The organism is Actinomadura sp. KC216, assembly GCF_004348535.1.
Lineage (GTDB): Bacteria > Actinomycetota > Actinomycetes > Streptosporangiales > Streptosporangiaceae > Spirillospora.
This window is the reverse complement of sequence record NZ_SMJX01000136.1, coordinates 1-20780: the sequence shown is the minus strand read 5'-3', so window position 1 is coordinate 20780 and position 20780 is coordinate 1. Positions and strand designations below refer to the sequence as shown.

The 20780-nt window shown below is 72.7% G+C and carries 20 protein-coding genes; 4 read left to right on the top strand and 16 right to left on the bottom strand.

Annotated features, from left to right (window positions below; all coding sequences use genetic code 11):
• Positions 1–135: 135 nt before the first annotated feature.
• The 10 genes from E1264_RS23085 to pgsA all read right to left on the bottom strand — a co-directional run bounded on the left by E1264_RS23085 (position 136) and on the right by pgsA (position 9071).
• A complete protein-coding gene (locus tag E1264_RS23085; protein WP_132176863.1) occupies positions 136–1299 on the bottom strand; it encodes a GNAT family N-acetyltransferase in 1164 nt (387 codons plus the stop codon).
• Between the two features lie 38 nt (positions 1300–1337).
• A complete protein-coding gene (locus E1264_RS23080) occupies positions 1338–2090 on the bottom strand; it encodes a YebC/PmpR family DNA-binding transcriptional regulator (protein WP_132176861.1) in 753 nt (250 codons plus the stop codon).
• Between the two features lie 4 nt (positions 2091–2094).
• Positions 2095–2724, bottom strand: coding sequence for a pyridoxal 5'-phosphate synthase glutaminase subunit PdxT (gene pdxT / locus E1264_RS23075; protein ID WP_132176859.1), 630 nt, complete (start codon positions 2722–2724; stop codon positions 2095–2097).
• 121 nt (positions 2725–2845) lie between these two features.
• A complete protein-coding gene (locus tag E1264_RS23070) occupies positions 2846–3460 on the bottom strand; it encodes a hypothetical protein (RefSeq protein WP_132176857.1) in 615 nt (204 codons plus the stop codon).
• Between the two features lie 104 nt (positions 3461–3564).
• Positions 3565–4488, bottom strand: coding sequence for a pyridoxal 5'-phosphate synthase lyase subunit PdxS (pdxS, locus tag E1264_RS23065; protein WP_132176855.1), 924 nt, complete (start codon positions 4486–4488; stop codon positions 3565–3567).
• A 113-nt stretch (positions 4489–4601) separates the two neighbouring features.
• Entirely contained in the window at positions 4602–5639 is a 1038-nt protein-coding gene (locus E1264_RS23060) for a DUF3048 domain-containing protein (RefSeq protein WP_243711110.1), read from the bottom strand.
• Positions 5640–5748: 109 nt separating this feature from the next.
• On the bottom strand, positions 5749–6291 hold the full coding sequence (locus E1264_RS23055) for a hypothetical protein (protein WP_132176853.1): 543 nt from the start codon (positions 6289–6291) through the stop codon (positions 5749–5751).
• A gap of 10 nt (positions 6292–6301) precedes the next feature.
• Positions 6302–7477 carry a glycosyltransferase family 4 protein gene (locus E1264_RS23050; RefSeq protein ID WP_132176851.1) on the bottom strand — a complete coding sequence of 392 codons (1176 nt, stop codon included), beginning with the start codon at positions 7475–7477 and terminating at the stop codon, positions 6302–6304.
• Positions 7474–8409: a phosphatidylinositol mannoside acyltransferase gene (locus tag E1264_RS23045; RefSeq protein ID WP_243711109.1), complete on the bottom strand. Its 936-nt coding sequence runs from the start codon at positions 8407–8409 to the stop codon at positions 7474–7476. Before E1264_RS23045 ends, E1264_RS23050 begins: the two co-directional genes overlap by 4 nt.
• Complete coding sequence (gene pgsA / locus E1264_RS23040) at positions 8406–9071, bottom strand: phosphatidylinositol phosphate synthase (protein WP_132176849.1); 666 nt, start codon at positions 9069–9071, stop codon at positions 8406–8408. Before pgsA ends, E1264_RS23045 begins: the two co-directional genes overlap by 4 nt.
• A 302-nt stretch (positions 9072–9373) precedes the next feature.
• On the opposite strand from pgsA, the gene E1264_RS23035 reads away from it, so the two are divergent.
• Positions 9374–11539: an elongation factor G-like protein EF-G2 gene (locus tag E1264_RS23035; protein ID WP_132176847.1), complete on the top strand. Its 2166-nt coding sequence runs from the start codon at positions 9374–9376 to the stop codon at positions 11537–11539.
• A gap of 131 nt (positions 11540–11670) precedes the next feature.
• Entirely contained in the window at positions 11671–12504 is an 834-nt protein-coding gene (locus tag E1264_RS23030) for a polysaccharide deacetylase family protein (RefSeq protein WP_132176845.1), read from the top strand.
• Here E1264_RS23030 and E1264_RS23025 read toward each other — a convergent pair.
• The gene (locus E1264_RS23025; protein WP_132176843.1) at positions 12494–12919 is read right to left on the bottom strand and encodes a DUF393 domain-containing protein; all 426 of its coding nucleotides are present in this window, start codon (positions 12917–12919) and stop codon (positions 12494–12496) included. The two genes, E1264_RS23030 and E1264_RS23025, sit on opposite strands and share 11 nt — an antisense overlap.
• The gene (locus tag E1264_RS23020; protein WP_243711108.1) at positions 12916–13485 is read right to left on the bottom strand and encodes an HIT domain-containing protein; all 570 of its coding nucleotides are present in this window, start codon (positions 13483–13485) and stop codon (positions 12916–12918) included. Before E1264_RS23020 ends, E1264_RS23025 begins: the two co-directional genes overlap by 4 nt.
• A 179-nt stretch (positions 13486–13664) precedes the next feature.
• Here E1264_RS23020 and E1264_RS23015 point away from each other — a divergent pair, with 179 nt between their 5' ends.
• Entirely contained in the window at positions 13665–14225 is a 561-nt protein-coding gene (locus E1264_RS23015; protein WP_132176841.1) for an Asp23/Gls24 family envelope stress response protein, read from the top strand.
• Here E1264_RS23015 and E1264_RS43580 read toward each other — a convergent pair.
• The 4 genes from E1264_RS43580 to E1264_RS22995 form a co-directional block, all read right to left on the bottom strand.
• On the bottom strand, positions 14204–14842 hold the full coding sequence (locus E1264_RS43580) for a hypothetical protein (protein WP_165964320.1): 639 nt from the start codon (positions 14840–14842) through the stop codon (positions 14204–14206). The genes E1264_RS23015 and E1264_RS43580 overlap by 22 nt on opposite strands.
• Before the next feature lie 22 nt (positions 14843–14864).
• Positions 14865–16889: a threonine--tRNA ligase gene (gene thrS / locus E1264_RS23005; protein ID WP_243711111.1), complete on the bottom strand. Its 2025-nt coding sequence runs from the start codon at positions 16887–16889 to the stop codon at positions 14865–14867.
• A gap of 255 nt (positions 16890–17144) precedes the next feature.
• Positions 17145–18608, bottom strand: a complete 1464-nt coding sequence (locus tag E1264_RS23000; protein WP_132176836.1) for a sugar porter family MFS transporter — start codon at positions 18606–18608, stop codon at positions 17145–17147.
• A 29-nt stretch (positions 18609–18637) separates the two neighbouring features.
• On the bottom strand, positions 18638–19270 hold the full coding sequence (locus E1264_RS22995) for a class I SAM-dependent methyltransferase (protein ID WP_132176834.1): 633 nt from the start codon (positions 19268–19270) through the stop codon (positions 18638–18640).
• A gap of 181 nt (positions 19271–19451) precedes the next feature.
• Between E1264_RS22995 and E1264_RS22990 the strand changes: the two genes are divergently transcribed.
• Positions 19452–20705, top strand: a complete 1254-nt coding sequence (locus E1264_RS22990; RefSeq protein WP_132176832.1) for a sensor histidine kinase — start codon at positions 19452–19454, stop codon at positions 20703–20705.
• Positions 20706–20780: the final 75 nt, after the last annotated feature.

Sequence of the window (20780 nt, the reverse complement as noted above, 5' to 3'; positions counted from 1 at the left end):
CCCCCACCCCGCACCGGGTGAGCCCGGGGTCCACCCCCATCACCCGCACGGCCACTCCTTCGATCACCTGTTCGGCCGATCACGCTATCAAGCCGGCCCGACACCGTCTCCCGCGCGTAGAGCGTGTCCCGGAAGTCAGAAGAAGTCGAGGCTGAACGGGGCGGCGGCGAACGCGGCGGACAGCGCGCCCGCGTCCCCGCCCGCCAGCAGCCCGGTGCGGCGCAACGTGGCGACCGGGACGCCGGCGTAGAGGGCCGCGAGGCCCCGCGCGCCGACCCGGACGGCCTCCGCGTCGCCGCCGCGCGGCTCGGGCGAGCGCTCCAGCCGGCCCTCCCCGTCCTTGATCTCCAGCCGCCAGTGCCCGGCGTTCGCGGGAAGCCGCGGGTCGTCGACGAGGAGCATGACCGCGGCGCTCACGCCGGGTGGGAAGCCGCGCGCCTCGATCGCGGCGGGCGCGTCCACCAGCCGCAGCATCCACTGGCTGCGGGTGACCGTCTCCCACTCCCGCTCCTGGAGCAGCCACAGCGCCGGGTCGAACGGCGCGAGGCACGCGCGGACCGTCTCGGCGGTCGACGAGCCGGAGCCGACGATGGCCCACAGCGCCCGCAGCGTCCGCTCCGACGACGCCACGAGCCTGGTGACCTCCATCCCGTTGCCGCTGTCGGACCACCGGTAGGCGAGGAACCCGTCCTCGGCCAGGTAGCAGTACTCGTCGCGGTTCTCGAGCGTCCTGCGCCAGAAGGTCTCGGGCGTCCCGACGGGGCCGCAGTCCAGGGACGCCCGGTGGGCCCGCCCGATGACGGCGGCGACCTCGGCGGCGTCGTCCGGGCTCGCCCTGCGGACGGGGACCCGCTCCGCCGCGACGCGGCGCAGCGCCTCGGTGTCGATCTCGATGTGGTGCTGCGCGCCGGCGTGCTCCCAGCCCAGCGACCGGTAGAGGGCCGTGGTCGCCGGATACAGCATCGCCAGCGGGTGGCCGAACCGGACGCAGTGCTCCAGGAGGTCGGCCATCAAACGGCGGCCGAGCCCCCGGCCGCGCTCCTCCGGCGCGACGGTGATCCCGCTCACGCCCGCCATGGACACGGCCCGCCCGTGCCACCACTGGGTCATGTCGTACAGGGTGCCGGTGGCCACGACCTCGCCGCCGTCGAACGCGGCGAACACCCGCCCGGCCTCCACCGCCGGCAGGAACGAGGTGTTGCGCCGTTCCCACGTCTCGTCCGTCATCGGCCCGAAGGCGCGGGACAGGATGTCGCGGACGGCGGGCGCCTCGGCCGCCCGCAGGGCACGGATCTCCATGATCCAGACCGTATGCCACGCGGCCCGGCTCCGGGCGGCTAGTCGAGTGTGGCGAGGACCTCGTCGCTGACGTCGAAGTTGGCGTAGACGTCCTGGACGTCGTCCGAATCCTCAAGGGCGTCGAGGAGGCGGAAGACCTTCTTGGCGTTGTCCTCGTCGAGGGGGACGGTGACGCTCGGCAGGAACTTGCTCTCGGCCGACTCGTAGTCGATCCCGGCGTCGACCAGGGCGGTGCGGACCGCGACCAGGTCGGCGGCCTCGCTGACGACCTCGAAGTTCTCGCCGTCGAGGTCGTTGACCTCCTCGGCGCCCGCGTCCAGGACGGCCATCATCACGTCGTCCTCGCTGGTGCCGGACTGGGGGACGATCACGACGCCCTTGCGGTTGAACATGTAGGAGACCGAGCCCGGGTCGGCGAGGGAGCCGCCGTTGCGGGTGAGCGCGACGCGGACCTCGGAGGCGGCCCGGTTGCGGTTGTCGGTCAGGCACTCGATGAGGATCGCGACGCCGCCGGGCGCGTAGCCCTCGTAGGTGATGTTCTGCCAGTCGGCGCCGCCGGCCTCTTCACCGGCGCCGCGCTTGCGGGCGCGCTCGATGTTGTCGTTGGGGACCGAGTTCTTCTTCGCCTTGTAGATGGCGTCGTAGAGGGTCGGGTTGGCGTCGGGGTCACCGCCGCCCGTCCGGGCCGCGACCTCGATGTTCTTGATGAGCTTGGCGAAGAGCTTGCCCCGCTTGGCGTCGAGGGCCGCCTTCTTGTGCTTGGTCGTCGCCCATTTGGAATGGCCGGACATTCTGTCATTCCTCCTCTGTCGTCCGGCGCACCAGATCGGCGAAGTAGTGGTGCACGCGGAAATCGCCTGTCAGCTCCGGGTGGAACGCGGTCGCCATGAGCCGCCCCTGGCGGACGGCGACGATCCTACCGGCGTCCGGGCCCCCTTCCGGCACAGGCGCCGTGCGTCCGAGCACCTCGACGGCGTCCCCGACGGACTCCACCCACGGAGCGCGGATGAAAACGGCGTGGTACGGCGTGCCCCCCATACCGGTCAGCTCGACGTCGGACTCGAACGAGTCGACCTGCCTGCCGAAGGCGTTGCGGCGCACGGTCATGTCGATCCCGCCGACGGTCTCCTGGCCGTCGACGCCGTCCCGGATCCGGTCCGCCAGCATGATCATCCCGGCGCAGGAGCCGTAGGCGGGCATCCCGGCCTCGATCCGCTTGCGCAGCGGTTCCAGCAGGTCGAACGAGCGCGCCAGCCGCCACATCGTGGTGGACTCCCCGCCGGGCAGGACGAGCCCGTCCACCTGCTCCAGCTCCTCGCGGCGGCGCACGGCGAGGGCGCGCGCCCCCGCCGCCTCCAGCGCGTGCGCGTGCTCGCGCACGTCGCCCTGCAGGGCGAGGACACCGATCGTCGGCACAGCAGTCACGTGGAACCTTCCGGGGGGTCGACCGACTTTGGACGTTCCGTACAACGCCGCCCGGCCCGGCGCGTCTTCCCAGCGTTCCCAGCGCGCGGGGGCGCCGGGACCGGGGCGGAGCGGGCGGCCTTTAGGCGTGTTTGAAGCGGCGGAGCGGGAGCTCCAGCGGCAGGAAGCCGTCCGTGCCGCGGTCGGCGATGCCGCGGCCGAACATGTGCGCCTCGGCGAGCGCGAGCCCGAACTCCTCGGGGTCGAACGGCAGCGGCACGTCCGGCGCGCCCGCGTCGATGGCCCGCCAGAACGGCCGCTCCGCGGGGAGCCGCTCGCCCTGGTCGACGACGACGCCGTCCTCGGCGGTGACGAAGACGTCGCGCAGCAGCCGGCCCGCCTCATACCAGCGGAACCAGCAGCCGCGGATGACGGTGTGCAGGACCAGCACCCCGCAGCGCGAGCCGGGCAGCGCGGCGGCGGCGGTGTCGGCGATCCGGCGGGCGTCGTCGTCCAGGCAGAACAGCCGCCGGTCGCATAGCAGCAGCGCCCGCTCGAACGCGCCGACGAACAGCTCGTCCTCGTACGGCCAGAGCGCGAAGTCGAGGACGGTGTCGCCGGTCTCCATGAGGGTGTCCGCCGGGTAGAGCCCGCGCGCGATCTCCGCGGCGGCGTCCGGATCGGGTACGAGGCCCGGCCGGAACACCTCGGCGGGCTCACCCGCGCTCGCGCACGCCAGCGCGACCGACCAAGCCATGCTCTCCCCTCCCGCGGCCGGGCACCGCCCAGGGATCTCTCCCTCACCGGCCGCGCCGCCAGCGTAAACCCTGTAAGGGCGCGCTGTGGAGTGGGGGCGCCCGTTTACCAGCCGCGTCCGGCGAACTTCTGGTCCTCGCCGAGGGAGGCGGCGCTGATGCCGACCATGGCCTCGCCGAGCCCGCGCGACACCTTGGCGATGACGCCCGGGTCGTCGTGGAAGGTGGTGGCCTTCACGATCGCCTCCGCGCGCTGCGCCGGGTTGCCGGACTTGAAGATCCCGGAGCCGACGAAGACGCCCTCGGCGCCGAGCTGCATCATCATGGCCGCGTCGGCGGGGGTGGCGATGCCGCCCGCGGTGAACAGCACGACGGGCAGCTTCCCGGCCTCCGCGACCTCCTTGACCAGCTCGTAGGGGGCCTGGAGGTCCTTGGCGGCGACGAACAGCTCGTCCTCGGGCAGGTTCTGCAGGCGGCGGATCTCCTGCCGGATCTTGCGCATGTGGGTGGTGGCGTTGGAGACGTCGCCGGTGCCGGCCTCGCCCTTGGAGCGGATCATCGCCGCGCCCTCGGTGATGCGGCGCAGCGCCTCGCCGAGGCTGGTGGCGCCGCAGACGAACGGGACGGTGAACGCCCACTTGTCGATGTGGTTGTCGTAGTCGGCGGGCGTGAGCACCTCGGACTCGTCGACGTAGTCGACGCCGAGCGCCTGCAGCACCTGCGCCTCGACGAAGTGGCCGATGCGGGCCTTGGCCATCACGGGGATGGACACCGCGGAGATGATCCCGTCGATCATGTCGGGGTCGCTCATCCGGGAGATGCCGCCCTCCGCGCGGATGTCGGCGGGCACCCGCTCCAGGGCCATGACGGCGACCGCGCCCGCGTCTTCGGCGATCTTCGCCTGCTCGGGCGTGACGACGTCCATGATCACGCCGCCCTTGAGCATCTCCGCCATGCCGCGCTTGACGCGGGCGGTCCCGGTCTCGGGCGCGGTGTTGTCAGGGACGGGAGTGGAAGTGGACACGGGCATTCCTCACATGACGGGCGATAAGTCGCCTCCATGATATTCGCTGCTCGTAGGGCTCCCGGACCCGGCAGAGTGTCAGCCGCTCCCGCGGGTTCGCTTACGGGCTGTAGGGGTCCTTACGGGATGTAGGGCTTGCCGGCGTTGACGAGCACCACCCAGACCTGCCCGGGCGCGAAGTTCATCGGCTCGCCGGTCGCGGTGGTGAACGTGGTGCCCTTGTCCTCGGCCGTCCGGGACCACGTGGCCTTGTACGCCTTCCCGTCGCGCAGGACGAGCGCCCGCCCCGTGCCGGTGGTGTCGATCAGCGGCGTGTAGCTGCCGAGGAAGTCGTGGAACTTCGACCGGGTGGTCCTGGCGTACTGGACGACGACCGTCTGCCCGCCGAGCCGCCCGCCCTCGGCGGCGCGGCTGGGGCTCCCGCCCCAGCTCGCGAGCCACCGCTTGTGCTTGGCCGACCAGGTGAACCCCATCCGCGCCGACGGCCACTTCGCGGTGAACGACTTGACCGCCTTGCCGCCGGTGGCGGGCGCGGGCCCGAAGCGGAACCCGACGTCCTGCGGCGGCGTGGCCTTCGGGGCCCGCTTGAGCAGGGCCTTCGGGTAGGCGTACAGGTTGTACGGGGCGGGCTTGCCGCCGAACCGGTAGTAGGCGCCGCCCGCCTTCTCCTGGGAGACCTCGTAGGCGGGCGACTTGCGGACGTACTTCTTCATCTTGCTCTGGACGCCGGAGAAGGCGAAGGCGGGCCGGCCGAACTGCGGGAGGATGTGCAGGTCGGAGATCCGGGCGCTGCGGACGGGCCCGACCCGCTTCGGCAGCCTGGAGGAGTACACCGCCATCAGCCGGGTCTCGCCGCCCTCGACCTGCTCGACGTAGACGATGTCGGCGGCCGTCACCCCGCTCTGCGGGAACGCGGGCCGGGTGTTCTCGATCTTGACGGCGAGGACGGGGTTGGTCACGCCCTTCGTGCCGCCGGTGAACGGGTGCGTCGCGGGCTCGGGGGTTCCGGTCTCCCCCGGCTCGCCGGTCGCGCGCGGCGGGGGCGCCGACGTGGGGTCGCCGGAGTCAGAGCAGGCCGGCAGGACGGCCGCGGCGGTGAGGACGCCGAGCCACGCCGCGGTCCGGCGCCGGCCGCCGGTGCCCCAAACGGATCGCACGATATGCCCCTCCCTTGGACGGTTCCCAGAGGGTAGCGAACACGGCCGGATGGGCCCGCCCCCCGGCAGCGGTACGGTTCCATGAGGCCGGGCCGATCAAACGCAGGGCTCAGATGCCGGGCGGGTCGTCGTCGATCTCGAAGAAGTCCGGGAGCGGGGCGCGGCCCGCGAGCGGCAGGACCCGGATGAGGGGCTTGCGGCGCGCGATCCGGGCCTGGGCGACGGCGTCGTTGTAGAAGCGGCGCGCATAGGCGACCTTCGCGGCGGACGAGGACAGCTCGTCCAGCACGGCCTCGCCCTCCCCCTTGCCGCGGGCGGTGAGGGTGCCGACGAACTCGGGCTGGTCGACGACGGCGCGCAGCGCCCGGGACAGGTCGCTCTCGGCGAACTCGCGGTTGTCGGCGTCGGCGGTGCGCGCCTCGTGCGCGGCGGTCGCGAGGACGAGGCTGGCGGCCGGGTCGAGCAGCCGGGACGCGGCCAGCTCCAGCGCGGCGGCGGCGCGCCTGACCAGCGCGGCGTCCAGCGCGGCGCGGGCGGTCTCGACGCGGACGTGCAGCCGGTCGAGGCGGGTGGCGCGCCACGACACGTACACCGCGACCAGGAACGCGACCGCGACCCAGAACAGGACGTCGATGATCCAGTCGTAGGACATCCGCGCTCTCCTACGCGCCGAGGCCGGACTCGACGACGCCCATGCCCGCGTCGGTGACGGTCTCGTAGACCCTGAGCACGTCGCGGGCGACGGACGACCAGTCGTAGGCGCGCACGGCGGCGCGCGCCTCCGCCGACAGCTGCTTGCGCCGGGCCGGGTCGTCCAGGAGCTCCCCGGCGGCGGCCGCGAGGGCCTCGTGGTCACCGGCCGGGAACAGCGCCCCGGCGCGCCCGCCGAGCAGGACCCGGTCGAACGCCTCGATGTCACTGGCGAGGATGGGCGCGCCCGCCGACATGGCCTCCACGAGGACGATGCCGAAGCTCTCGCCGCCGAGGTTCGGCGCGACGAACACGTCGACCGAGTGGTAGGCGCGGACCTTGTCCGCCTCGCTGACCATGCCGAGGATGACGACCCGGTCGCGCAGCTCGGGCGACACGCGGGACGCCACGTCGCCGGCGTCGCCGGGCCCGGCGAGCAGGAGCCGCAGGCCGGGGCGCCGCCGCCCGAGGATCTCGAAGGCGCGCAGGAGGACGTCCAGGCCCTTGCGGGGCTCGTCCATCCGGCCGAGGAAGCCGAGCGCGCCGCCGTCGCCCCGATCGCGCGGCGCGGCGCCGGCGGGCGGGACGCGGCCGGGCCAGCCGGGCAGCGGCTCCGCCATGGCGTACCGTTCGGTCGCGACGCCGTTCGGGATCAGCACGGCGTCGCCGCCGAGATGGTCGACGAGGCTGGTCCGGGCGGCCTCGGACACGGCGATCCGGCCGGTGATCTTCTCCAGGGCGGTGGCCAGGATCGGCGACATGGCCGACAGCGCCCGCGACTTGACGAACGAGGCGTGGAAGGTGCCGACGATCGGGCCGTCGGCCGCCCAGCAGGCGAGCAGGCCCAGCGACGGCGCCGCGGGCTCGTGGACGTGCAGGACGTCGAAGCCGCCCTCGTTGATCCAGCGCCGGACGCGTCCCGCCGACAGGAACCCGAACGCCAGCCGGGCCACCGAGCCGTTGTAGGGGACGGGCACGGCGCGCCCGGCCGACACGACGTAGGGCGGCAGGCGCGCGTCGTCGTCCGCGGGCGTGATCACCGATACCTCGTGGCCGAGCGCGATCATCGCCTCGGCGAGGTCGCCGATGTGCTGCTGGACGCCGCCCGGCACATTCCACGTGTACGGGCAGACGATGCCGACCTTCATCCTGTGCCAGACCCGTCCGCCAAGTCCTCCACCCAGACCTTCTGCAGCATGTGCCAGTCTTCGGGGTGGGCGGCGATGCCCGCCTCGAAGACCCTCGCGAGTTCCTGGGTCATGGCCTGGATCTTCTCCTGCCTGCCGCCCTCGTCCGGTACCCGGATCTCCTCGTGGACGCGCGCCGCCCAGTACTCCCCCTCGTACCAGAGTGTCACGGGTATGAGGGCGGCGCCGGTCTGGAGGGCGAGCGCCGCCGGAACCGCGGGCATCCGGGCGGTGGCGCCGAAGAACTCGACGTCGATGCCGCTCTCGGTCAGGTCGCGGTCGACGACGAGGCACACCGGCCTGCCCGCGCGGAGCCGCTGGGCCATGCGCCCGTACGCCGACGCGCCCCGGTGCGCGAGCACCTCCATGCCGAGACCCTCCCGGAACTCGACGAACCGGTCGAACAGCGACTCGGGCCTGAGCCGCTCGGCGACCGTGGTGAAGGGATACCCGCGGTGCACGAGCCATGCGCCCGCGTGCTCGTAGTTGCCCATGTGCGGCAGGGCGAGGATGACGCCGCGGCCGGAGTCGAGGTTGGTGAATATCTTCTTCTCGCCGGTGATGCGCATCCGGCCGAGGATCCGCGCCCGGTCGTACTCGGGGAGCCGGAACACCTCCAGCCAGTAGCGGAAGTAGGACCGCAGCACCTTCTTGCTGAGGACGCGGACCTCGTCGTCGACGGCGTCCTTGCCGAGGACGCGGCACAGGTTCTTCTCCAGCTGCCGCACGCCCGCGCCGCAGCGGTGCCAGGTGCGGTCGGCGAGCGCGGTGAACGCGAGCCGGGCGGCGCCCTCGGGCATCTTCCGGACGACCGTCCAGCCGAACGCGTAGGCGGCGTCGGTGACCTCGTCCCGCAGGTCCGCGGCGCGCTCCCGCGGGCGGGCGGCGTTCACGGTCTCGGCTCCGGCGCGGACTCTCTCGCCCGAGCACCGTCCTCGGCCGTGCCGTCGGCCGCGGCGGCGTCCCTGGCCTGGGCGTAGACCGTCGCGAACCGCTGCCCGATCGTGATCGTGCTCAGCGCGGCCAGCGCCCACAGCGCGACCGCGAGGATGAACGGGACGCCCAGCCCGTCGAACCCGGCGGCGACCAGCGCGACGATGAGGCGCTCGGCGCGCTCCGCGATGCCGACGTTGCAGGTGTAGCCGAGCCCTTCGGCGCGGGCCTTGGCGTAGGACACCACGACCCCGGCGACCAGGCAGTACAGCGCGACCCCGGCGAGGAGCTCCTGATCGTCGCGGTACAGCCCGATCATCAGGCCGGAGAAGATCGCGGCGTCGGCGACCCGGTCCATGGTGGAGTCGAGGAACGCGCCGAACTTGGAGATCTTGCCGGTGACGCGGGCGACGGCGCCGTCCAGCATGTCGAACAGCACGAACGCGGTGATGACCATCGTGCCCCAGAAGAACTCGCCCCGCGGGAACAGCACGAGCGCGCCCGCGGCGACGCCGAGCGTCCCCACGACGGTGATCGCGTTCGGCGACGGCCCGACCCGCGCGACCGCGTGGCCGACGGGTGTGAGGACGCGTTCCAGTCCGGGCCTGATCTTGTTGAGCATCGCCGTCCGTTCTGCTGGTCTCGGGGCGCCAATCGTAGTGCGACCGGCGCTTACCGGTGCCCGCGCCAGGGTTTGCGGCCTCCGCGCCGCGGACAGATCACGGTTGATTGTCCTTCACCCCTTGTGGTCCCGCTCGCCACGGGAAAAGGTGGTGATACGGGTGTGACGTCGGTCACGCACGTTGGACGAGGTCGGACGCCGCACTCGGACGTCAGGGCCGGGCCCCGCGCGGGGGCCGGGCCCCAACCGTACGCGGGCCCCGCACGTGTGCGACACGCGCGGACCCCTCCGAGGAGGTAGTCATGGCGGACAAAGGAGGCCACCCGGGAGCCCCCGGCAGGGCACCGGAGGCCGGCGGGTGCGACAAGGTGCGCAATGTCGCGCTGGTCGGCCATTCCGGGGCCGGCAAGACGACGCTGGTGGAGGCGCTGCTCGCCGCCACCGGCACGCTGCAGCGGGCGGGGAAGGTCGAGGACGGCACCACCGTCAGCGACTTCGACGAGGTCGAGGTGCGCCAGCAGCGCTCGGTGAACCTCGCGCTCGCCCCGTTCGAGCACGGCGGCATCAAGATCAATCTCATCGACACCCCCGGTTACGCCGACTTCGTCGGCGACCTGCGGGCCGGGCTGCGCGCCGCCGACGCGGCGCTGTTCGTGATCTCGGCGGTGGACGGCATCGACGGCCTCAGCCGGATGCTGTGGGAGGAGTGCGCCGCCGTCGGGATGCCCCGCGCGGTCGTCGTCACCAAGGTCGACCAGCAGCGCGGCGACTTCGACGACGTCGTCATGACCTGCCAGGACGTTTTCGGCGAGGGCGTCGCGCCGCTGTACTTCCCCATCAACGAGGGGGACTCGCTGAAGGGCCTCATCGGGCTCCTGACGCAGCGGTGCCTCGACTACTCCACCGGGAAGCGCACCGAATGCGACCCCGACCCGGAGTACCTGGACCAGATCGCCGAGCAGCGCGCGTCGCTGATCGAGGGGATCATCCAGGAGAGCGAGGACGAGTCCCTCATGGACCGGTACCTCTCCGGTGAGGACCTCGACGTCAAGGCGCTCATCGGCGACCTGGAGACCGCGGTGGCGCGCGGCAGCTTCTACCCCGTCCTCGCGACGTCGGTGCCGCACGGCGACCATCCGGGTCCGGTCGTCGGCATGCTGGAGCTGCTGGAGATCATCACGCAGGCGTTCCCGTCCCCCCTCGAACACGGCATCCCGCCCGTGACCCCGGTGAAGGGCGGGCCGGCGCAGGAGGTGTCCTGCGACCCGGACGGGCCGCTGATCGCCGAGGTGATCAAGACCACGTCCGACCCGTACGTCGGGCGGATCTCGCTGGTCCGGGTGTTCTCCGGGACGCTGCGTCCCGACACGACCGTGCACGTCTCCGGGCACGGCATGGAGGACCGCGGCCACGAGGACCACGACGTCGACGAGCGCGTCGGCGCGCTGACGTCCCCGCTCGGCAAGGCGCAGCGCACGGTGTCGTCCTGCATCGCGGGCGACATCTGCGCGGTCGCGAAGCTCACCCGCGCCGAGTCCGGCGACACCCTGTCCGACCCCGGCTCCCCGATGGTCATGGCCCCCTGGACGATGCCCGACCCGCTGCTCCCGGTGGCGATCCGGGCGAAGTCCAAGGCCGACGAGGACAAGCTCAGCCAGGCGCTCGGCCGGCTCGTCGCCGAGGATCCCACGCTGCGGCTGGAGAACAACTCCGAGACGCGGCAGCTCGTGCTGTGGTGCATGGGCGAGGCGCACGCCGACGTGCTGATCGACCGGCTCAAGACCCGGTACGGCGTCGAGGTCGAGCGGGTCGAGCTGCGCGTCCCGCTGCGTGAGACGTTCGGCGGGTCCGCCAAGGGCCTCGGCCGGCACGTCAAGCAGAGCGGCGGGCACGGCCAGTACGGCATCTGCCACATCGAGGTGGAGCCGCTGCCGTCCGGCGGCGGCTTCGAGTTCGTCGACAAGATCGTCGGCGGGGTGATCCCCCGGCAGTTCATCCCGTCGGTCGAGAAGGGCGTCCGGCAGCAGATGGCGCGCGGCGTGTCCGCGGGGTATCCGCTGGTGGACATCAAGGTCACCCTGCACGACGGCAAGGCCCACTCGGTCGACTCCTCGGACATGGCGTTCCAGGCCGCCGGGGCGCTCGGGCTCAAGGACGCGGCGGGCCAGGTGCCGATCCTGCTGCTGGAGCCGGTGGACGAGGTGGACGTGCTCGTCGCCGACGAGTACGTGGGCCCGATCATGTCCGATCTGTCGTCGCGGCGCGGCCGGGTGCTCGGCTCGCAGGCGGTGCCCGGCGGCCGCACGATGATCAAGGCGGAGGTGCCGCAGCTGGAGATCGTCCGGTACGCGATCGACCTGCGGTCGATGTCGCAGGGCACCGGCACGTTCAGCCGGACGTTCCTGCGCTACGAGCCGCTGCCGTCGCATCTGGCGGAGAAGGTCGCGGAGGAGTCCAAGGACGGCTGACCGTCCGATGCCCCGATGGGATGCTCCGGTACGAGGATTCCTCGTACCGGAGCATCATCCCCAAGGCTGATCAAGGTTCGGCCCGAAGGGTGAGGCCGGGCCGAGTCCGGCCGTGGGACGCTCGTTCCGCCATGAGAAAACCGGGGGATGGCGAGTCGGCGGCCCGGCCGACGCGCCGCAAGGTCATCAAGGGGCTGGGGTTCGCGGCGAGCGGGCTCGCGCTCGGCAGCGGGATCAGCGCGGCCGCGCCGCGGGCGGACGGCGAGGCCCCGGCGATGGCCGTCCCGGACGCCGCGCCGTGGCGGCCGGAGGCCACCCACGGGCACGTCGACGTGACCTGGTCGGTCGACACCTCGCAGAAGCTGGTGGCGCTGACGTTCGACGACGGGCCCATGCCGAACTGGACCCCGATGGTCCACGACGTCCTCGACGCCGAGCGCGTCAAGGCGACGTTCTTCATGGTGGGCGAGCGGCTGGTCCGCAACGCGCGGCTGGTGCACGGGCGGATGGACCGCCACGAGGCCGGCAACCACACCTGGGGGCACGTCGACCTGGCCCGGCTCCCCCATCGGGACGTCTGCCGGCAGATCCACCGGGCGCACGCGGCGATCGCGACGATCACCGGCAGGGAGCCCCGGCACCTGCGGCCCCCGTTCGGGCGGCTGGGCGGCGCGACGCTGAGCGCCGCCGGGGAGCTCGGCTACGACGTCACCATCTGGTCGATCAAGATGCTGGAGAAGACCTACCAGCACGACCCGCCGAAGCTGGTCGACTACATCGTCGAGAACACCACGCCCGGCACGATCGTCCTCGCGCACGACACCGGCAAGCCCGACCGGCTGGTGGCGCTGCGGAACCTCGTCCCCATGATCCGCGGGCTGCGCGCGAAGGGGTTCGAGTTCGTCACGGTCTCCGAGCTGATGGCGGCGTCCACGCCGCCCGCGCCGCGGCCGGTCATCCGCTGAGCCCCGGCGGGCGGGCGCCGGGACGCTGTTCAGCGGGCAAGCTGCACGCCGCCGTCCCGCCGGGCATGTGGTGCCGGTTGGCCGCGACGAGCCGGTAGACGGCGTGCGCGGCCCAGCTCACCGGCACGGTCCGCATGACGACGCCGAGCGCGCGCCAGCCGCCGCCCGCGTCGGTCAGCAGCCGCCCGACGGCGTCGGCGCCGCCGCTGACCCGGCCGAGCCGGTCGACCCACAGGACCTCGTGCTCGGCGCGCTCGACCGTCGTGCCGAGCCCGTCGAGGTCGGCGAGCTGGAACGGGACGATCTCCGCCCGGACGGGCACGTACCGCTCCAGGAACCGCACCGAGGACGTGCAGAAGCCGCAGTCGCCGTCGTACACCAGCACCGGACGGTCACGCCGCCTGAGCGGGCTCATGAGGCGGGCCAGGCGTCGGCGAGCAACTGCCGGGTGTCGCGCAGGAGCTGCGGCAGCACCTTGGTGTGCCCGACGACCGGCATGAAGTTGGTGTCGCCGCCCCAGCGCGGGACGACGTGCTGGTGCAGGTGCGCCGCGATCCCCGCGCCCGCGACGAGCCCGAGGTTCATGCCGACGTTGAAGCCCTGCGCGCCGCTGGCCTTGCGCAGCGCGCTCAGCGCGTGCCGGGTGAACACCGCCAGCTCCGTGTACTCCGGCTCGTCGAGGTCGGCGTAGTCGGCGACGTGCCGGTACGGGACGACCATGAGGTGCCCGGAGTTGTACGGGTAGAGGTTCAGCACCGTGAAGACCGACGCGCCGCGGGCGACGATGAGGCCGTCCTCGTCGGGCATCTCCGGGATGTCGCAGAACGGGCAGCCGTCGCCCGAGCCCGCCCCGGTCGGCTTGCCCTCGCCCTTGATGTAGGCCATCCGGTGCGGGGTCCACAGCCGCTGGAATCGGTCGGGCTCGCCCGCGCCGCCCCTCTCCTCCTCGAAGCGGGGCCCAGGCTGGTTCTCTGCGCTCAAGGCGGCGGTCTCCTTTTGCTCACGGCCTGACCAGCAGCATACGGAGAGTCGCCCGCGATGCTGTAGCCGGGATCCCTTGCGGCCGCGGGCGAGGGACGCGCCCGTGATCACATCCGTACGTGACGTCCCGCGGGTCGCTCCGCCACCATGGTCACTCCACCGACCCCCAGGGAGCGATCATGACCGGGCTCGACAAGGGCTTCAGCGGAAGTGGCGAGCCGGGACCGGAGCCCGGTGCCGGGCCCTACTTCCCCGGTCCCGCCGCGCGGCGCGGGTCGGTGCCGCCGCCGCGGGGCCCGCTTCCCGCGCCGACGTCGGCGGTGACATCGGGCGCGAACGTGCTGCCGATGACGCTGCAGGGCACCCCGGGCGACATCACCACTGCGGTGGACGGCCGCATCACGATCGAGAACGGGGTCATCGGGAAGATCGCGGAGCTGGCCGCGCTGGAGGTCGGCGGGGTCGCCGCCCTCGTTCCCCGCTCCCCCGGCCCGGACGCTCAGAGGTCGGACACGGCGCGGGCGGGGGTGCGCGTCGACCTCGACGAGCACGCGGACGAGGTCGCGCTCGACGTCGCCATCGCGGTCGAGTACGGCACCGTCATCAAGGACGTGGCCCGGCTGGTGAAGGCGAACGTGGCGCGGGTCGCGGGCCTCATGCTGGCGATGCGGATCGCCGCGGTGAACGTGTCGGTGGAGGACGTCCGCCTGCCCGCCGATCAGGCCGCCACGCGGGCGTAGCACGTCTGCATGGCGACGCCGACCGACACTGTGGTGACCTTGACGCGCTGGACGAGCCCCGGCGGGACGCCCCGGAAGTGGAACGTGTGCGGCCCGCCGCGCTTGACGGCGGCCTGCTGCGAAGCCGAGCGCCCGCCGTCCAGGGACATCTCGGCGCGGAGCGCCCCGCTGGAGGAGACGCTGATCACGACGTCGACCCCGTCCTGGACGGCGCGGTAGTACGCCGTCCCGCGCGGGCACCACGACACCTCGGCCGGGCCGTTCTGCTGGGGGATCTCGGGCCCGCCGCCCGTCCCGCCGGGGTACGGGTCACCGCGGCCGTCCTGCCGCGGGGCGGACCGCTCGGGGGACGCGGGACCGGCGCCGCCGGGGGCGCCCTGCCGTCCGCCGGTCGGCGCGGCGGACGGGCCCGCCGAGCCGACCGCACCGGCGGCCCCGGCGTCCTTCCGGTCGTTCATCAGCGGCATGAAGAGCACCGCGAGGGCGGCGGCGGCCAGCAGCACGGCGCCGCCGTAGCCGCCGATCCGGACCCAGGGCGACCGGGGCCGCCGGGCCTGCCACGCCCGCCGGGGGCGCCGCGCCGGGCGCCGCCCGCCCTTCCTCCACCGTCCGTTCACACCCGGGCCCTCCAGCCGCCCGTCAGATCTGCACGCGGGCCTCGACCGCCTTGACGATCTCGTCGGCCGCCTCGGCGATCGGGACCCCGTTCTTCTGCTCGCCGTTGCGGTACCGGAACGACACGGCGTCCTTGGCCACGTCGTCGTCGCCCGCCAGCAGCATGTACGGGATCTTCTGCTTCTGCGCGTTGCGGATCTTCTTCTGCATCCGGTCGGACGAGGCGTCCACCTCGACCCGGATCCCGCGCTCGCGCAGCGCGGCGGCGACCTTCTCCAGGTGCGGGACGTGCGCGTCGCCGATCGGGATGCCGACGGCCTGCACCGGCGCCAGCCACGGCGGCATCGCGCCCGCGTAGTGCTCCAGCAGCACGCCGAAGAACCGCTCGATCGACCCGAACAGCGCCCGGTGGATCATGACGGGCTGCTGCCGGGTGCCGTCCGCGGCCTGGTACTCCAGCCCGAACCGCTTGGGCTGGTTGAAGTCGACCTGGATGGTGGACAGCTGCCAGGTGCGGCCGATGGCGTCCTTGGCCTGGACGGAGATCTTCGGGCCGTAGAACGCGGCGCCGCCCGGGTCGTCGACCAGGTCGAGGCCGGACTCCTCGGCCGACTCGCGCAGCGCGGCGGTGGCCTCCGCCCACTCGGCGTCGGAGCCGATGAACTTCTCCGAGTCGTCCTTGGTGGACAGCTCCAGGTAGAACTCGTTCAGCCCGTAGTCGCGGAGCAGGTCGAGCACGAAGGTGAGCAGCTTCTTGATCTCGTCGACCATCTGCTCGCGGGTGCAGTAGATGTGCGCGTCGTCCTGGGTCATGCCGCGCACGCGGGTGAGGCCGTGCACGACGCCGGACTTCTCGAACCGGTACACCGAGCCGAACTCGAACAGCCGCAGCGGCAGCTCCCGGTAGGAGCGCCCGCGCGCCCTGAAGATCAGGTTGTGCATGGGGCAGTTCATCGGCTTGAGGTAGTAGTCGCCGCCGTCGACCTCCATCGGCGGGAACATGTCGTCCTTGTACCAGCCGAGGTGCCCGGAGGTGTCGAAAAGGTCGCCCTTGGTGATGTGCGGGGTGTTGACGAACTCGTACCCGCTCTCCTCGTGCCGCCTGCGGGAGTAGTCCTCCATGACGCGGCGGACGACGCCGCCCTTCGGGTGGAAGACGGCGAGGCCGCTGCCGATCTCGTTCGGGAACGAGAACAGGTCGAGCTCGGCGCCGAGCCTGCGGTGGTCGCGCTTCTCGGCCTCCTCCAGAAACCTCAGGTACTCGTCCTGCTTCTCCCTGGACTCCCACGCGGTGCCGTAGATCCGCTGGAGCTGCGGGTTCTTCTCGCTGCCGCGCCAGTAGGCGCCGCCGGTCCGCATCAGCTTGAACGCGGGGATGACGCGGGTGGACGGCAGGTGCGGGCCGCGGCACAGGTCCTTCCAGCGCAGCTCGCCGGACTTGGCGTCGAGGTTGTCGTAGATGGTCAGCTCGCCGCCGCCGACCTCGACGCTCGCGCCCTCGGCGGCCTCCTCGGCGCCGCCGGAGCCCTTCAGGCCGATGAGCTCCAGCTTGTAGGGCTCGCCGGCCAGCTCGGCGCGGGCGTCGTCGTCGGAGACGGCGCGGCGGGAGAACCGCTGCCCCTGCTTGACGATCTCGCGCATCCGCTTCTCGACGCGCTTGAGGTCGTCGGGGGTGAACGGCTCGGCGACGTCGAAGTCGTAGTAGAAGCCGTTCTCGACGGGCGGCCCGATGCCGAGCTTCGCCTCGGGGAACAGCTCCTGGACGGCCTGCGCCATGACGTGCGCGGCGGAGTGCCGCATGATCGCCCGGCCGTCGGCGGACCCGATCTCGACGGGCTCGACCGCGTCGCCGTCGCGCAGCCCGGCCGCGAGGTCGCGCAGCTCGCCGTTGACCCGGGCCGCGATCACGGTGCGGCCGTCGGCGTCCAGCGCCTGGCCCGCGGTGGTGCCCGCCGGCACCGCCCGCTCGCCGCCGTCGAGGGTGATGCGCAGCTCGGACACGGATTCTCCTCGTGGTGATGGGCCGGGATCAGCGGGTTCCGATGGTATCGACTCGGGGTGGGCCCGGGACGCATCCGCCTTCATCTCTGGTGCTCCTCTCGGTGATGGAGGGCGCCGAGGCGGTCCCGGTGAGCGGTCCTGAAAAGCGACGGGCCCCGGGATCGCTCCCGGGGCCCCACCGCGTGCAATGTCAGGACATGCCGCCGTCGCGCCGGGAGTGACCCGGCGTCGTCGTCTCGAAAACGTGCGGCATGCGTCCAGGCTAGCCGATGGGACGAACCGGACGCACGGCGGTAAAGCGGGTCAGGGGCGGGCTCCGGGGGTGGCGAGCTTGTCCATGTCCTCCAGCTCGCGGCCCTTGGTCTCGGGGACGAGGCGCATCACGAACAGCAGCGCCAGGAGGGAGGCCGCCGTGTAGATCCCGTACGCCAGCCCGAGCGAGATCCCGGAGAGCCCGGGGAACGTCATGGTGATCACCCAGTTGGCGAGCCACTGCGCCGCCGCGGCGACGGCGAGCGCGGACGCCCGGATGAAGTTGGTGAACATCTCCCCGAGCATCACCCAGACCACCGGGCCCCACGTCGCGGCGAACGAGGCGACGAAGACGTTGGCGGCGACCAGCGCGACGGGCCCGGCGAAGTCGCCGAGGCGCGGCTCGCCGTCCACGACGGGGGCGGTGGCGAAGCAGATCGTCAGCAGGCCGAGGCTGATCGCCATGCCGGTGGCGCCGCCGAGCAGCAGCGGGCGCCGCCCGATCCGGTCCACGAGCGCGATCGCGACCAGCGTGAACATGACGTTGACCAGCGAGTTGATCACCGAGGTGAGCATCGCGTCGCTCTCGGAGAACCCGACGGCCTGCCACAGCGACGACGAGTAGTAGAAGATCACGTTGATGCCGACGAACTGCTGGAACACCGACAGCAGGATGCCGACCCAGACGATCGGCTGCAGCCCGAGCCGGGTGCCGCGCAGGTCGCGCAGGTGGACGGGCCGGTCGCTGGCGATCGACCGCTCGATCTCGCCGATCTTGCCGTCCACGTCCGTCCGGCCGAGAACCCGGGCGAGGACCCGCCGCGCCCGGGCGGTCTGGTGCTTCTTGACGAGGTAGCGCGGCGACTCGGGGATCGTGGTGGCGATGACGCCCCAGATGACGGACGGGACGACGGCGCTGGCGAACATCCACCGCCAGGCGCTGCCGCCCCACGGGAACTCCCCGCCCGCACCGCCGTCGGACACCTGGGCGATGACGTAGTCGACGACGAGGGCCGTGAAGATGCCGAGCACGATCGCCATCTGCTGGAGCGAGCCGAGCCGCCCGCGCAGCTCGGCGGGCGCGATCTCGGCGATGTAGGCGGGCGCGATGACGGAGGCCGCGCCGACCGCGAGACCGCCGACCACCCGCCAGAACGTCAGGTCCACCGGGTTGACCGCCAGCGCCGACCCGATCGCGCTGATCACGAACAGCGCCGAGGCGATGATCATCACCCGGACCCGCCCGATCCGGTCGCTGATCGGCCCGGCGAACCAGGCGCCGACGGCGCAGCCGAGCAGCGCGGCCGAGACGACGAAGCCGACCGCGAAGCCGCTCAGGTCGAACCGGTCCTGGATGGCGTCGACGGCCCCGTTGATCACCGAGGAGTCGTAGCCGAAGAGGAAGCCGCCGAGCGCGGCGGCGCCGGCGAGGAGCACGGCGGTGGCGGTCGAGTGGGACGGCGCCTCCGGCCGCCCGTCGTCCGCGGGTCGCGGTCCGCTGCCCGGTGTGGTCATGCGGGCTGATCTTCCCCGCGAAACGGACCTTAGTCGCGGACGGCGACCCCGATGACGTGCGGCGACGCCGGATTGACCCGGGCGGGCTCGGGGAACTCGAAGTGCCGCTCCCGCCGGACGGTGAACCCGGACCGGGCGATCCACTCCTCCGTCGGGCGGGTCACGTGGCAGCCGGCGGCGAAGAACGGCCACACCAGGTCGGCGTAGCGCTGGAACCGCACCTTGCCCGGCGTCTTGCCCCGGACGTGCTCGTAGTAGCGCAGCTCGCCGCCGGGCTTGAGGACGCGCTTCAGCTCGGCGAGCGCGCGGGCGGGGTCGCGCACCGAGCACAGCACGAGGGACGCCACCGCCACGTCGAAGGACCCGTCGTCGACGTCGAGGTCCTCGGCGAGCCCGGGCCGCACGGTGACGGAGACGGGCGCGACGGCGGCGGCGCGGGTGGCCCTGGCGCGCAGCCGCGGCTCGGGCTCGACGGCGACGACCTCGGTGACCCCGGGCGGGTAGTGCGCGAAGTTGGCGCCGTATCCGGCGCCCACTTCCAGGACGCGGCCGGACGCCCCCGCGAGCAGCTCGGCGCGGTGCGCGTCGCCGCCCGCCTTGGCGCACTGGGCGTCGAAGCGCGGATAGAACCGGGCGAAGATCGGATGGTTCAGGTCGCTCATCCCCGCAGTCTCCGCCGCCCCGACGATCATCGCAAGATCACCGGCACCGGGCCCCGATGCCCGGAATCGACCGAGTATTCGAGGACCGGCCCCGGGGGCGGGCTGATACCCAGGGTGCGGGTCGCATCTCCCCCCGCCGGGTCAGGCCGGTCCGGCGGCGGTGGATCTAGGCTCGACGCAAATGAACGAACCAGACCACGCCGAGCACGGGGCGAGGATCCGGCTGGCCGCGGGCGTCCGCGCCGCCGTCATGCCCGGCCGCGACGACCCTAGCGTCACGCTGCTGCCCGGGCGCCTCGCACTGCGCGTTCCGATCCTGGCGATCCTGCTCGCGTTGACGATCGGCTTCACCGCCGGATCGATCGCGATCGCGATCGTGGACTACCACGTCCCGGCGGGGCTCGCCTGGCCGCTCGGGGTGCTGCAGGCGGCGCCGCTGATCGTCGCGGCGCGGTTCCCGCTGGCCGCGTGGCGGATCGCGGCGATCGGGCTGCTGCTGACGGTCTTCGTGCGGCACGGGACGGGGTTCATGCCGTGGCCCGTCACCGCGATCCTGGCGCTGATCGTCATCCTGTTCTTCGTCGGCGTCGGCGCCGACCGGCAGACCACCGTGGGCGTCGGCACGGTCACGATCGGCGGGGTGCTGCTGCCCGCCGTGCTGTTGGGGATGCCCAGCTGGTTCGGGATGATCCTCGCCGGGATCGTGGCGCTCGCGCTGACGTTCGGGGACGCGGTCGGCGGCCGGCACTCGGCGGTGGAGGAGCTGCGCCGTCGCGAGGAGCAGCACCGCGAGGACCTCGCCCGGCAGGCGGTGCTGGAGGAGCGCGCCCGCATCGCCCGCGAGCTGCACGACGTGGTCGCGCACCACATGTCGGTGATCGCGATGCAGGCGGAGGCCGCCCCCTACAAGATCCCCGACCTGCCGGACGCGGCCAAGCAGACGTTCGGGGTGGTGCGGGACGCGGCGCGCGAGGCGCTGACCGAGACCCGCCGGGTCGTGGGGCTGCTGCGCTCCGACGACGAGGGCGCCGAGCGGGCCCCACAGCCCGGCCTCGACCGGCTGGACGACCTGGTCTCCGCGGCCCGCCGCTCCGGGCTGTCGGTGGCGAGCGTCGTGGTCGGGATGCCGCGGCCGCTGCACGCGGGCGTCGACCTGTCGGCGTACCGGATCGTCCAGGAGTCGCTGAGCAACGCGTCCCGGTACGCGCCGGGCGCGCGGGTCCACATCGAGATCAAGTACGGGACGGAGGCGCTGCGGGTGTCGGTGATCGACGACGGCCCGCGCAGCACGCCCGCGGAGTCGCAGGGCGGCGGGCACGGCCTGGTCGGGATGCGCGAGCGCGTGACGATGCTCGACGGCCGCCTGGAGGCGGGCCCGCGCGAGGGATCCGGGTGGTCGGTCGTCGCGGAACTGCCGTACGGGGATCCGGACTGATCGCCGGACCGTCCTCCAGCCCCCGCCCACCGCCATTCAACGGACGAGCTCCGCTCAACGGACCGTCCTCCAGCC

Coding starts and splice junctions, on each gene's coding strand:
- E1264_RS23070 (WP_132176857.1), bottom strand. CDS start 3,460: ATGGCTTGGTCGGTCGCGCTGGCGTGCGCGAGCGCGGGTGAGCCCGCC.
- E1264_RS23055 (WP_132176853.1), bottom strand. CDS start 6,291: ATGTCCTACGACTGGATCATCGACGTCCTGTTCTGGGTCGCGGTCGCG.
- E1264_RS23085 (WP_132176863.1), bottom strand. CDS start 1,299: ATGGAGATCCGTGCCCTGCGGGCGGCCGAGGCGCCCGCCGTCCGCGAC.
- E1264_RS23030 (WP_132176845.1), top strand. CDS start 11,671: ATGAGAAAACCGGGGGATGGCGAGTCGGCGGCCCGGCCGACGCGCCGC.
- pdxS (WP_132176855.1), bottom strand. CDS start 4,488: ATGCCCGTGTCCACTTCCACTCCCGTCCCTGACAACACCGCGCCCGAG.
- E1264_RS23035 (WP_132176847.1), top strand. CDS start 9,374: ATGGCGGACAAAGGAGGCCACCCGGGAGCCCCCGGCAGGGCACCGGAG.
- E1264_RS22990 (WP_132176832.1), top strand. CDS start 19,452: ATGAACGAACCAGACCACGCCGAGCACGGGGCGAGGATCCGGCTGGCC.
- E1264_RS23025 (WP_132176843.1), bottom strand. CDS start 12,919: ATGAGCCCGCTCAGGCGGCGTGACCGTCCGGTGCTGGTGTACGACGGC.
- E1264_RS23015 (WP_132176841.1), top strand. CDS start 13,665: ATGACCGGGCTCGACAAGGGCTTCAGCGGAAGTGGCGAGCCGGGACCG.
- E1264_RS23050 (WP_132176851.1), bottom strand. CDS start 7,477: ATGAAGGTCGGCATCGTCTGCCCGTACACGTGGAATGTGCCGGGCGGC.
- pgsA (WP_132176849.1), bottom strand. CDS start 9,071: ATGCTCAACAAGATCAGGCCCGGACTGGAACGCGTCCTCACACCCGTC.
- E1264_RS23080 (WP_132176861.1), bottom strand. CDS start 2,090: ATGTCCGGCCATTCCAAATGGGCGACGACCAAGCACAAGAAGGCGGCC.
- E1264_RS22995 (WP_132176834.1), bottom strand. CDS start 19,270: ATGAGCGACCTGAACCATCCGATCTTCGCCCGGTTCTATCCGCGCTTC.
- E1264_RS23000 (WP_132176836.1), bottom strand. CDS start 18,608: ATGACCACACCGGGCAGCGGACCGCGACCCGCGGACGACGGGCGGCCG.